Below are 12,794 nucleotides of genomic sequence, written 5' to 3' on the forward strand. Positions count from 1 at the left end.
TGCGGCTGTAGCTACTTTTTTGGTAGCAAAGATATTGTGAAGGAACTGAGCCATCGCTACTGAATTTCGTGACCGCCGTCAGCGTGAAGAACGTAAACACCGCCTAAACCGGGAAATCATGGCCCCAGAGGTTCGCCTCTCCGGCCCCGATAATGAGCCGCTAGGTGTCGTCAGCCTGATGGAAGCCCTGCGTATGGCAGGCGATCTGGATGTTGATCTGGTTGAGATTGCGGCTACGGCCAATCCGCCGGTATGCCGGTTGATGGACTACGGCAAGTTCAAGTACCAGGAGCAGAAGAAGGCGGCGGAAGCGAAAGCCAAGCAGACGGTTATCGAAATCAAGGAAATCAAGTTCCGTCCGGGTACCGATGACGGCGACTACAACATCAAGATGCGCAATATTCGGCGTTTCTTGGCCGATGGCGACAAGTGCAAGATCACTTTGCGTTTTCGGGGTCGCGAAATCACCCACCAGGAAATTGGTTTGGCGATGTTGCAGCGTATGCGCGACGAACTGGGCGACACCATCATCGTGGAGCAGTTCCCCAAGCTGGAAGGTCGCCAGATGATCATGATGATCGCGCCAGGCCGTAAGAAGCCCGGTGGCGCAGCCAAGCCCGCGGCGGAAACACCCGCAGCGGCGGCGTAAACAAAGATTCTTTCTGCCGGTACGGTCACCGGCAGAAATGAAGTGGAGAGCCTAGAAACTCGCCACACAAGTGGAATGCTGAAAGGCGCCACTTAAAAGTGGCTCGGGGCCAACAAGGCTGGAAGCAGTTTCCAGACGCCTCACGAGCACAAAGTAGAAGGAGCATTACATGCCCAAAATGAAGACCAAGAGCGCGGCGAAGAAACGCTTCCGCGTCCGTCCTGGTGGAACCGTCAAGCGCGGCCAAGCCTTCAAACGTCACATCTTGACCAAGAAGACCACCAAAAATAAACGCCACTTGCGCGGCTCCACTGGAGTTCATGAGACCAATATGGGTCACATGGCACAGATGCTGCCAGGCCGTGGTATTTAATTAACGACGAACAAGGAGTAATCACATGCCTCGCGTCAAACGTGGTGTAACGGCTCGCGCCCGCCATAAAAAAGTTCTGGCCCTTGCAAAAGGTTTCCGTGGTCGCCGCGGTAATGTCTTCCGTATCGCTAAAGAAGCGGTAATGAAGGCTGGGCAATATGCCTACCGTGACCGCCGTACCAAGAAGCGTGTCTTCCGCCAGTTGTGGATTGCCCGTATCAATGCCGCAGCACGCCAGTGCGGTCTGACATACAGCCAATTCGCCAACGGTCTGAAGAAAGCCAATATTGAGATCGACCGCAAGGTTCTGTCCGATATCGCTATCCACGACATGGTGGCTTTTGCTGGCATCGTGGAGCAAGTCAAGGCCAAGCTGGCTGCTTGATTCGCGACCGAGCGCTATTGTTTCAATAGCGCTCTACGCACCAAGAACAAGGGCTAGGGCTTGAAAAAGCACTAGCCCTTTTTCAATTCTCTCCGACACAGTTTTACTTCGCACAAATGAACGACCTCCAGCCCATAGTTGACGCCGCCCAGGCCGCATTCCAACAGGCCGCCACCCCTGCCGATCTGGAAAACGCCAAGGCCCTATTTTTGGGCAAGTCTGGCCGCATGACCGAGCTGATGAAGGGCATGGCCGCCCTGAGTGTCGAAGAAAAGAAGACCCGCGGAGCCGCGATCAACCTGGCCAAGCAGGCGATTGAAGCCGCGTTGACCAGCGCGCGCCAGGCTATGGCCGATGCCGAGTTGGCCGCACAACTCCGAGCAGAAGCCTTGGATGTGACCCTGCCGGGCCGCCAGCGCGGGCAGGGCGGTTTGCACCCCGTATCCCTGGCGCAGGAACGCATCGAGGCCATCTTCGGCTCCATGGGCTTTGATGTGGCCCAGGGCCCCGAGATCGAGGCCGACTGGTTCAACTTCACGGCGCTCAATACGCCGGAAGACCATCCCGCGCGCTCCATGCACGACACCTTCTACGTGGAAGGTGGCTCTGCCACTGCGCCTAATTTGCTGCGCACACACACCAGCCCCATGCAAATCCGCTACGCCGTGCAGCACGTCAAGAAGCACCGCGCCGCAGCCGGTGATGCTGGCGACGGTTTGTACAGTGGCGCCATGCCCGAGATTCGTGTCATTGCGCCCGGTCGTACCTACCGTGTGGACAGCGATGCCACGCACTCGCCGATGTTCCACCAGGTCGAAGGCCTGTGGGTGGGCGAGAACATCAGCTTCAAGGACTTGAAGTCCATCTACCTGAATTTCATCACCACCTTCTTCGAGACCGATGCGCTGCAATTGCGCTTTCGGCCGAGTTATTTCCCGTTCACCGAACCCAGCGCCGAAATCGACATCATGTTCGAGTCCGGTCCGCTCAAAGGCCGCTGGCTTGAGGTCTCGGGTTCGGGCCAAGTGCATCCCCAGGTGATCCGCAACATGGGCTTGGACCCCGAGCGTTACATCGGCTTTGCCTTCGGCTCCGGCATCGACCGGTTGGCCATGCTGCGCTATGGTGTCAATGATCTGCGCCTGTTCTTTGATGGCGACATCCGTTTTCTGTCGCAATTTCAGTAATCCCATCAAAACAAACAGTCGGTCCGAACATGCAATTTCCTGAATCCTGGCTGCGTGCCTTTTGCAATCCTCCCATCTCGACCACCGTATTGGCCGAGACCCTCACCATGGCTGGCCTCGAAGTCGAGGAACTCAAGCCGGTTGCGCCTCCTTTTACCAGGATCGTGGTGGGTGAAATCAAGACTGCGGAGCAACACCCCAATGCCGACCGCTTGCGGGTCTGTACCGTTGACGTGGGCCAAGCCGAGCTGCTCAACATTGTCTGTGGCGCACCCAACGCCCGCGTCGGCATTCGCGTGCCCTGCGCATTGGTAGGCGCCGAGCTGCCACCGGGCGAGGACGGCAAACCCTTTGTGATCAAGGTCGGCAAGCTGCGCGGTGTGGAAAGCCAGGGCATGCTGTGCTCCGCCAAGGAACTGCAGTTGGCCGACGACCACGGCGGTCTGTTGGAACTGGCTTCGGATGCGCCCCTGGGCCAGAACATCCGTGAACACCTGAACCTGGACGACACGCTGTTCACACTCAAGCTGACACCCAATCTGGCGCATTGCCTGAGCGTCTATGGTGTGGCGCGCGAGGTGTCCGCCCTGACCGGTGCGCCGCTACTGGCGCCCGAATTCCTGGCCGTAGCCGTCAGCAATAGCGACAAGCTCGCCGTCAAGGTCAGCGCCCCTGACCTGTGTGGCCGCTTCTCCGGCCGCGTGATCCGCAATGTCAACACCAAGGCCAAAACGCCCCAATGGATGGTGGACCGTCTGGCCCGCTGCGGCCAACGCAGTGTGACGGCCCTGGTCGACATCTCCAATTACGTGATGTTCGAGCTGGGTCGCCCATCCCATATTTTCGACCTGGACAAGATCCACGGTGGCCTGGACGTGCGTTGGGGCAGGGCCGGCGAACAGCTCAAGCTGCTCAATGGCAATACCGTTACCGTCGATGAAAAAGTGGGCGTGATCGCCGACGACGTGCAGGTCGAGTCCCTGGCCGGCATCATGGGCGGTGACGCCACGGCGGTGTCGGACGACACCCAAAACGTGTATGTCGAGGCAGCCTTCTGGTGGCCCAAATCCATCGCCGGGCGTTCGCGCCGCTTCAATTTCTCCACGGATGCCGGCCATCGCTTTGAACGGGGTGTGGACCCGCAACTGACGGTTGAACATATTGAGCGCCTGAGCCAACTCATCATCGACATCTGTGGCACGCCCAGCACCAGCTGCGGCCCGGTGGACGACCACCAGCCGCGCATGCCGGTGCCCGCGCCGGTCAGCGTGCGCGTCGCCCGTGCCAGCAAGGTCATCGGCATGCCATTGACTGATGCCCAGTGCACGGATGCTTTGGTTCGCTTGGGATTGAAGCCCACGCTGAAAGACGGCGTTCTGACCCTGGTGCCGCCGTCCTACCGATTTGACCTGCAGATTGAAGAAGACCTGATCGAAGAGATCTGCCGCATGGTCGGCTACGACAACCTACCGAATACGCCACCCCTGGCGCCGATCACGGCCAAGGTACGCACCGAATCCGAGCGCGGCCCCTTCGCGTTGCGGCGCTCCCTGGCGGCCCTGGGCTACCAGGAAACGATCAACTTCAGCTTTGTCGAAGAAGCCTGGGAGCATGGTCTGGTGGGCAACCCCAACCCGATCAAGCTGCTCAACCCCATCGCCAGCCAGATGAGCGTCATGCGCTCATCGCTGTTGGGCTCTTTGTTGCAAGTGCTGAAATTCAACCAGGCGCGCAAACAGCCGCGCGTGCGCGTGTTCGAACTGGGCCGTGTCTTCCTGCGTGATGCATCGGTCAAGAATACGGACGCTACGGTAGACGGTTTTGCCCAGCCCATGCGCATCGCCGGTTTGGCCAGCGGTGGCGCGGATGCGCTGCAGTGGGGGCGCAAAGAGCAGGGTGTGGACTTCTTTGATGTCAAGGGCGATGTCGAAGCGCTGTTGGCGCCGCTGCAAGCCCAGTTCGTCCCCGGCGCGCACCCCGCCATGCACCCTGGCCGTTGTGCGGAGGTCTTGCTGCACGGTAAGTCCATTGGTTTTGTGGGGGAACTCCATCCACAATGGCGCCAACAGTTTGAGTTGACCCAGGCCCCAGTGCTGTTCGAGTTGGACCTCGATGCCGTGCTGCAACGCAAGCTCGCCGAATTCAAGCCCGTTGCCAAGCTGCAGCCTGTACAGCGCGACATTGCCATCGTTGTGCCGGATGAGGTGACCCACGCCGCCCTGATGGCCGCCATCTGGGCGGCCCCCACTGCAGGCCTGCTGCGTGATGCGCAACTGTTCGACGTTTACCGCCCCAAGCTGGCCAAGGATGCTGTGGTGGCCGAAGGCGCTGCGGACCGCAGTCTGGCCGTGCGCCTGACACTCAACAGCGATGAAGCCACGCTGTCCGAAGAGCAGATCGAGTCGGCTGTCAAAGCCATTGTGGAACAGCTGACCGGCCCCTTGGGCGGCCGCCAGCGCGTCTGACGGAGTCATCGTGTTACAAGAAAAGGACAGCGCAGCCATGGATTTCTCTGTTGAAAGTCTGGAGACACCGGCACTGACCAAGGCGCAGCTTGCCGATTTGCTGTTTGAGCAGATTGGTCTGAACAAGCGCGAGTCCAAGGACATGATCGATGCCTTTTTCGATCTGATCGCCGCCAGCCTGGTGGATGGGACTGACGTCAAGATTTCTGGCTTCGGCAATTTCCAGATTCGCACCAAGGCCCCGCGTCCAGGTCGCAATCCGCGCACGGGCGAAGCCATCCCCATTCGCGCCCGCCGTGTGGTGACCTTCCACGCCAGCCACAAGCTCAAAGAGCAAATTCAGGAAACGTCCTGAGCCCTATCTGGCATTTTTGACACAAACGTAACAGTTTGTACGGCCTCATCTCATGGAATCTTTGCACGGAGGCAAAAGTTAGAGTAACCTCTACGCTTTCCCTCGTACAGCATTGATTTCAATGGAGAAAACTCTCCCCCCCATACCCGCCAAGCGTTATTTCACCATCGGTGAGGTGGGGGATTTGTGCGGCGTCAAACCCCATGTGCTACGGTATTGGGAGCAGGAGTTCACGCAACTGCGCCCGATGAAGCGGCGCGGCAATCGGCGCTACTACCAACACCATGAGGTGTTGATGATCCGTCGCATCCGCGATTTGCTGTACGACCAAGGTTTCACGATTAGCGGCGCCCGCAACAAGATGCAGGAATTGCTGCAAACCGAGCGCGACAAAAAGCGCAATGGCGAAGTCATGCTGGAGGGCGTCGAAGTTTTGGAGGTCGATGACGCCGACCTGGAAGACTTTGAAGACAGCCAATCGCCCGAAATGTCGGACGAGAGCGCTGCGCATTTGCTGCAGGTCCGTAGGGAATTGTTCGAAATTCGCGAGTTACTGGCTGCCAATTAAAAATTAGCCCTTTTGCCGGGTTATAATTTGAGGCTCGATCGGTGTGTGGCGCAGCCTGGTAGCGCACTTGCATGGGGTGCAAGGGGTCGAAGGTTCGAATCCTTTCACACCGACCAATTAAAAAGTTAAAAAGCCTCCAAGGAGAAATCCTTGGAGGCTTTTTGCTTTCGGGGAGATGCAAAAAATACCTATATTGGGTATGTTGACAACCATTATCCGCGAATTTGAGGTTAATCGGCCTCTAGCCCTCGTGGAATATGCTTCATCAGCTACTAAATGTATAGCTGATGGCCTGCGAGTATTCCTTCTACTGCGCCTTCACACAATCACATACCGGGTTGCCCTTGTCGAAAATGATGCGCCACGTATTGGGTGCCTCACGGCGCCAGATGGAAGTGAAGGTACCGAACTGTTTGCCGTCGGCGCCGTAGGCCGGACCGGAGCTGATGGCCAGATCGCCGGCGTCCAGCACCTCAACCTCTTTGGGTTCCCATGAGAACGGGGCTTGCGGGGCTTTGTAGTACTTGGACCAAAAGTCCACGACCGCCTGTTTGCCATGCAAGGGCTTGGGCCCCGAGAAAAACACGGTGTCGTTGGCCACAAAGCTGGCAAATGCCGCCAGATCCCGGTCCGCCATGGTTTTGGCAAAAGCGCGTTCTGTGGCGAAAACCTGTTCTTTGGCGCTTGCCGGGTCGATAGCCGGGGGCTGGGACGTGGCGCAACTGGCGACGCAAAGACTCAACAACAGCGCAGCGCTGATTCGCATATAGAAAAGCTCCAAATAGAGTGGAAACGAGGGGGCGACAACCGCCGGCGGCACGCGTGTGCAAGCGATTGACGACCACCAAAGCCTTGCATATTGCCGCTGAGGGGCCGCAGGCACAAGCCCCTTGCGGCAGGCGTGCGCGGATGTCGCGATATCCCGACAGACTGCCCCTGGAAATTTGTCGGTTTGGAAAACGGTGGCACAATCCACCCCGTTACTAGGCCCTTCCCACGCCACAGTCGCATCCGCCAAACGGTTCAGCCGTGCCGCGGAAGGTTAATCAAACCAGCTTTAACCAGCTAATGTTTCCTCAAGGGAAACGGAGGTCAGCGGAATATGAGTGAGTCCACGTCGCAGAAGACGAGCACAGCGTCTGTCTACAGCACATACGCGAACAATACGTACCTCTTTGGTGGCAATGCGCCATACGTCGAAGAGATGTACGAAAACTACCTTGCCAATCCCGGCAGCGTGCCCGATACCTGGCGCGACTACTTCGACGCCCTGCAGCACGTGCCCGCCGTCGACGGCACCAATGCGCGCGATGTGCCCCATCTGCCCGTCATCAACGCCTTTGCCGAACGGGCTAAGCAAGGTGGCACGCAAGTCGTGCTGGCCACCGGTGCAGACTCGGAAATGGGCCGCAAGCGCACCGCGGTACAGCAATTGATCGCGGCTTACCGCAATGTCGGCGCCCGTTGGGCTGATCTGGACCCGCTGAAGCGCCAGGAGCGCGACAACATTCCTGAGCTGGAACTCTCGTTCTACGGCTTCAGCGATGCGGACCAGGAAACCGTTTTCAACACCAGCAACACCTTCTTCGGCCGCGACACCATGAGTCTGCGCGACCTGATGAATGCCTTGCATGAAACCTACTGCGGCACCATTGGCGTGGAGTACATGTATGCCACCGACCAGAATCAGAAACGCTGGTGGCAACAAAAGCTGGAATCCATCCGCAGCAAGCCCCAATTCAGCGCGGATAAGAAGAAGCAGATTCTGGACCGCCTGACCGCGGCCGAAGGCCTGGAGCGCTTCCTGCACACCAAGTACGTAGGGCAAAAGCGCTTCTCACTGGAAGGTGGCGAAAGCTTCATTGCTGCCATGGACGAGTTGATCCAGCAAGCCGGCGCCAAGGGCGTGCAGGAAATCGTCATCGGCATGGCTCACCGCGGCCGCCTGAACGTGCTGGTCAACACCCTGGGCAAGATGCCGGGCGACCTGTTCGCCGAGTTTGACCACACCGCCCCCGAAGAGCTGACTGCCGGCGACGTGAAATACCACCAAGGTTTCAGTTCCGATGTATCCACCCCTGGCGGCCCGGTTCACCTGTCGCTGGCCTTCAATCCTTCGCATCTGGAAATCGTGAACCCAGTGGTCGAAGGCTCGGTACGTGCCCGCATGGACCGCCGTGGCGACGCGCTGGGCAAGCAGGTGTTGCCCGTGCTGGTGCACGGCGATGCGGCCTTTGGCGGGCAGGGCGTCAACCAGGAAACCCTGTGCCTGGCCCAGACCCGTGGTTACGCCACCGGCGGCACAGTGCACATCATCATCAACAACCAGATCGGCTTCACGACATCCGACCCGCGCGACATGCGTTCCAGCGCGTTCTGTACCGACATTGTCAAGATGGTCGAATCACCCGTGCTGCACGTCAACGGCGACGACCCCGAAGCCGTGGTGTTGGCGACCCAACTGGCGCTGGAATACCGTATGGAATTCCGCCAGGACGTCGTGGTGGACATCACCTGCTTCCGCAAGCTGGGTCACAACGAGCAGGACACACCCGCGCTGACCCAGCCGCTGATGTACAAAAAGATTGCCTCCCACCCCGGCACCCGCAAGCTGTACGCCGACAAGCTGGCTGCGCAAGGCTTGGGTGAAACGCTGGGTGAGGATATGGTCAAGGCCTACCGTGCTGCGATGGACGCGGGCAAACACACGGTGGACCCGGTGCTGACCAACTTCAAGAGCAAATACGCAGTGGACTGGTCGCCCTTCCTGGGCAAGAAGTGGACCGATGCCGGCGACACCGCCATCCCGCTGACCGAGTGGAAGCGCCTGGTGGAAAAGTTCACCACCTTGCCTCCCACCATCACGCCCCACTCCCTGGTGAAAAAGGTCTACGACGACCGTGCAGCCATGGGCCGCGGCGAGGTCAATGTGGACTGGGGCATGGGCGAGAGCATGGCCTTTGCATCCCTGGTGGCCAGTGGTTACCCCGTCCGCTTGTCTGGCGAGGACAGCGGCCGTGGCACCTTCACCCACCGCCATGCAGTGATCCATGACCAGGCCCGCGAAAAGTGGGATGCCGGCACCTATACGCCGCTGCAGAATGTGGCCGAGAATCAGGCTCCGTTTGTCGTCATTGACTCCATCCTGTCCGAAGAGGCGGTGCTGGCCTATGAATACGGCTACGCGTCGAATGATCCCAACACGCTGGTGATCTGGGAAGCCCAGTTTGGCGACTTCGCCAATGGCGCCCAGGTGGTTATCGACCAGTTCATCGCCTCCGGCGAGGTGAAATGGGGTCGCGTCAACGGCATCACGCTGATGCTGCCCCACGGCTACGAAGGCCAAGGCCCCGAGCACAGCTCGGCCCGACTGGAGCGCTTCATGCAATTGGCGGCAGACACCAATATGCAGATCGTGCAGCCCACCACAGCCTCGCAGATCTTCCACGTGCTGCGCCGCCAGATGATCCGCAACCTGCGCAAGCCGCTGATCATCTTCACGCCCAAGTCGCTGTTGCGCAACAAGGACGCTACTTCGCCGCTGACCGAGTTCACCAAGGGCGGCTTCCAGACCGTGATTGGCGAGAGCGCTGCGCTGAAGGCCGACAAGGTCAAGCGCGTCGTCGCCTGCTCCGGCAAGGTGTATTACGACCTGGTCAAGAAGCGCGAGGAAAAAGGGCACGATGACGTGGCCATCATCCGCGTCGAGCAGTTGTACCCGTTCCCGCACAAGGCCTTTGGGGCCGAGCTGAAGAAGTACCCGAATGCGACTGACATCGTGTGGTGCCAGGATGAGCCGCAGAACCAGGGCGCCTGGTTCTTCATCCAGCACAACATCCACGAGAACATGGTGGACGGCCAGCGTCTGGGGTACTCCGGTCGCGCGGCGTCGGCCTCGCCGGCGGTGGGTTATGCCCACCTGCACCAGGAGCAACAGAAAGCATTGGTTGAGGGTGCGTTTGGCAAGCTCAAGGGCTTTGTCCTCTCCAAGTAAGCCGCAGCCGTCAACCCCATAAAAGTATTCTGAAAGATCAACATGGCAATCGTAGAAGTCAAAGTTCCCCAGCTGTCTGAATCCGTGGCCGAAGCCACCCTGCTGCAGTGGAAGAAAAAAGCGGGTGAGTCGGTGTCTGCCGACGAAATCCTGATCGAAGTCGAAACCGACAAGGTGGTACTGGAAGTGCCGGCCCCCAGCGCTGGCGTGCTGGTCGAGATCGTGCAAGGCGATGGCGCTACCGTCGCCGCCGAGCAATTGATCGCCCGCATTGACACCGATGGCAAACCCGGCGTGGCCGCGGCCCCTGCTGCAGCTGCTGCACCTGCAGCGGCACCAGCCTCTGCTCCGGCCGCTGCGGCTGCACCGGCCGGCAACTCCATGGCCGGCGTGGCCATGCCTGCCGCAGCCAAACTGCTGGCCGACAACAACCTGTCCACCAGTGCCGTGGCCGGCACCGGCAAAGACGGCCGTGTCACCAAGGGTGACGTGCTGGGTGCGGTAGCCGCTGGTGCTGCTACGAAAACCGTAGCGGCTGCCGTAATTCCCACGGGGGCTCCCGCCACATCGCTGCCACAGGTCGCGGCGCCCACGGCTTTGCACCTGGGCAACCGCCCCGAGCAGCGCGTGCCCATGAGCCGCCTGCGTGCCCGCGTGGCCGAGCGTCTGTTGCAATCGCAATCGACCAACGCCATCCTGACTACCTTCAACGAAATCAACATGGCCCCGGTCATGGAGATGCGCAAGCGCATGCAAGAGCGCTTCGAGAAGGAACATGGTGTCAAGCTGGGCTTCATGAGCTTCTTCGTCAAGGCGGCTGTGCACGCGCTGAAGAAGTTCCCAGTCCTGAACGCGTCGGTGGATGGCAACGACATCGTCTACCACGGCTACTTCGACATCGGTATCGCCGTGGGCAGCCCCCGCGGTCTGGTAGTGCCGATTCTGCGCAACGCGGACCAGATGAGCTTTGCCGACATCGAGAAGAAGATCGCCGAATTCGGCCAAAAGGCCAAGGACGGCAAGCTGGGCATTGAAGACATGACCGGCGGTACCTTCTCCATCTCCAATGGCGGCACGTTCGGCTCCATGATGTCTACCCCCATCATCAACCCACCGCAGTCGGCCATCCTCGGCGTGCACGCCACCAAGGAACGTGCGATGGTGGAAAACGGGCAGGTCGTTGTACGCCCCATGAACTACTTCGCGATGTCCTACGACCACCGCATCATCGACGGCCGTGAAGCCGTGTTGGGCTTGGTTGCCATGAAAGACGCGCTGGAAGATCCAGCCCGTTTGTTGTTTGATATTTGATGACTTTGCGGGACAGACCGTAGCGTAGCGAAGCTCTGTCCCCCACTAATTAGGAAAACTATGAGCAAACAATTCGACGTGGTCGTCATCGGTGGCGGCCCCGGTGGCTATGTGGCCGCCATCCGCGCAGCCCAACTGGGCTTTAACGTAGCCTGTATCGACGAGTGGAAGAACAGCAAGGGTGGCCCGGCACTGGGCGGCACCTGTACCAATGTGGGTTGCATCCCATCCAAGGCGCTGTTGCAGTCGTCTGAACACTTTGACCATGCCAGCCACCACTTTGCCGACCACGGCATCTCCGTCAAGGGCCTGGACCTGGATGTGGGCAAGATGCTGGCGCGCAAGGACATGGTCGTCAAGCAGAACAACGACGGCATCCAGTACCTGTTCAAGAAGAACAAGATCGCCTTCTTCCACGGCCGTGGCTCTTTTGTAAGTGCAGGTGCCGATGGTTATGTCATCAATGTAGCGGGTGCGACCGAAGAGTCGTTGCTGGCCAAGCACGTCATCGTGGCCACGGGTTCGAATGCCCGTGCGTTGCCAGGTGCGCATTTCGACGAAGAGCGCATTTTGTCCAACGACGGCGCCTTGCGTGTAGGCGCGGTGCCCAAGAAGTTGGGCCTGATCGGCTCCGGCGTCATTGGGCTGGAAATGGGCTCCGTGTGGCGCCGCCTGGGTTCCGAAGTCACGATTCTGGAAGGCCTGCCGACCTTCCTGGGCGCGGTGGACGAGCAGGTCGCCAAGGAGGCCTTCAAGGCCTTCACCAAGCAGGGCCTGAAGATCGAACTGGGCGTCAAGGTCGGCGAGATCACGTCCAACAAGAAGGGCCTGTCCATTGCCTACACCAACGCCAAGGGCGAAGCCCAGACGTTGGAAGTGGACAAACTCATCGTCTCCATTGGCCGCGTGCCCAACACCATTGGCCTGGGTGCCGAGACAGTAGGCCTGAAGCTGGACGAGCGTGGCGCCATCGTCGTGGACGACGATTGCAAGACCAATCTGCCCAATGTGTGGGCGGTGGGCGATGTGGTGCGCGGCCCCATGCTGGCGCACAAGGCGGAAGAAGAGGGCGTTGCCGTGGCCGAGCGTATTGCCGGTCAACACGGGCACGTCAACTTCAACACCGTGCCATGGGTCATCTACACCAGCCCCGAGATCGCCTGGGTCGGTCAGACCGAGCAACAACTCAAGGCGAGTGGCCGCGCCTACAAGGCGGGCTCTTTCCCATTCTTGGCCAATGGTCGCGCACGCGCCTTGGGCGACACGACCGGTTTCGTCAAGTTTCTGGCCGATGCCACAACGGATGAAATCCTGGGCGTGCACATCGTCGGCCCCCAGGCCAGCGAGCTGATTTCCGAGGCTGTGGTGGCCATGGAGTTCCGCGCCAGTGCCGAGGACATCGCCCGCATCTGCCACGCCCACCCGTCCCTGAGCGAGGCGACCAAGGAAGCTGCATTGGCGGTGGATAAGCGCACCCTGAATTTCTGATTACCCTTCGATGAAAGTA

Annotated in this window: 11 protein-coding genes and 1 tRNA gene; 11 read left to right on the plus strand and 1 reads right to left on the minus strand. The window is 59.6% G+C overall.

Annotated features, from left to right (window positions below):
• Window positions 1–52 precede the first annotated feature (52 nt).
• From infC to AC07OO_RS20165, 8 genes are all read left to right on the plus strand, one after another.
• A complete protein-coding gene (infC, locus tag AC07OO_RS20130; RefSeq protein ID WP_495084119.1) occupies window positions 53–649 on the plus strand; it encodes a translation initiation factor IF-3 in 597 nt (198 codons plus the stop codon).
• Between the two features lie 169 nt (window positions 650–818).
• Window positions 819–1,022 (plus strand): 50S ribosomal protein L35, encoded by a 204-nt coding sequence (rpmI, locus tag AC07OO_RS20135; RefSeq protein ID WP_094481090.1) that lies wholly within the window; start codon window positions 819–821, stop codon window positions 1,020–1,022.
• A 25-nt stretch (window positions 1,023–1,047) separates the two neighbouring features.
• Window positions 1,048–1,407 carry a 50S ribosomal protein L20 gene (gene rplT, locus AC07OO_RS20140; RefSeq protein WP_495083928.1) on the plus strand — a complete coding sequence of 120 codons (360 nt, stop codon included), beginning with the start codon at window positions 1,048–1,050 and terminating at the stop codon, window positions 1,405–1,407.
• Between the two features lie 116 nt (window positions 1,408–1,523).
• The gene (pheS, locus tag AC07OO_RS20145; protein WP_495083929.1) at window positions 1,524–2,594 is read left to right on the plus strand and encodes a phenylalanine--tRNA ligase subunit alpha; all 1,071 of its coding nucleotides are present in this window, start codon (window positions 1,524–1,526) and stop codon (window positions 2,592–2,594) included.
• Between the two features lie 29 nt (window positions 2,595–2,623).
• The gene (gene pheT / locus AC07OO_RS20150) at window positions 2,624–5,059 is read left to right on the plus strand and encodes a phenylalanine--tRNA ligase subunit beta (protein WP_495083930.1); all 2,436 of its coding nucleotides are present in this window, start codon (window positions 2,624–2,626) and stop codon (window positions 5,057–5,059) included.
• 37 nt (window positions 5,060–5,096) lie between these two features.
• Complete coding sequence (locus AC07OO_RS20155) at window positions 5,097–5,414, plus strand: integration host factor subunit alpha (RefSeq protein ID WP_495083931.1); 318 nt, start codon at window positions 5,097–5,099, stop codon at window positions 5,412–5,414.
• A gap of 121 nt (window positions 5,415–5,535) precedes the next feature.
• A complete protein-coding gene (locus AC07OO_RS20160; RefSeq protein WP_495083932.1) occupies window positions 5,536–5,982 on the plus strand; it encodes a MerR family transcriptional regulator in 447 nt (148 codons plus the stop codon).
• Window positions 5,983–6,021: 39 nt separating this feature from the next.
• Window positions 6,022–6,098 (plus strand) — tRNA-Pro (locus tag AC07OO_RS20165).
• Window positions 6,099–6,289: 191 nt separating this feature from the next.
• Here AC07OO_RS20165 and AC07OO_RS20170 read toward each other — a convergent pair.
• A complete protein-coding gene (locus AC07OO_RS20170) occupies window positions 6,290–6,748 on the minus strand; it encodes a YybH family protein (RefSeq protein WP_495083933.1) in 459 nt (152 codons plus the stop codon).
• Window positions 6,749–7,084: 336 nt separating this feature from the next.
• Here AC07OO_RS20170 and AC07OO_RS20175 point away from each other — a divergent pair, with 336 nt between their 5' ends.
• Genes AC07OO_RS20175 through lpdA form a run of 3 tightly spaced genes read left to right on the plus strand, consistent with a single transcriptional unit; the run spans window position 7,085 to window position 12,775 of the window.
• A complete protein-coding gene (locus AC07OO_RS20175; RefSeq protein WP_495083934.1) occupies window positions 7,085–9,976 on the plus strand; it encodes a 2-oxoglutarate dehydrogenase E1 component in 2,892 nt (963 codons plus the stop codon).
• Between the two features lie 42 nt (window positions 9,977–10,018).
• Window positions 10,019–11,287 (plus strand): 2-oxoglutarate dehydrogenase complex dihydrolipoyllysine-residue succinyltransferase, encoded by a 1,269-nt coding sequence (gene odhB, locus AC07OO_RS20180; protein WP_495083935.1) that lies wholly within the window; start codon window positions 10,019–10,021, stop codon window positions 11,285–11,287.
• 60 nt (window positions 11,288–11,347) lie between these two features.
• Window positions 11,348–12,775 (plus strand): dihydrolipoyl dehydrogenase, encoded by a 1,428-nt coding sequence (gene lpdA, locus AC07OO_RS20185; RefSeq protein ID WP_495083936.1) that lies wholly within the window; start codon window positions 11,348–11,350, stop codon window positions 12,773–12,775.
• Window positions 12,776–12,794: the final 19 nt, after the last annotated feature.

The organism is Rhodoferax sp. GW821-FHT07G04, from assembly GCF_059418585.1.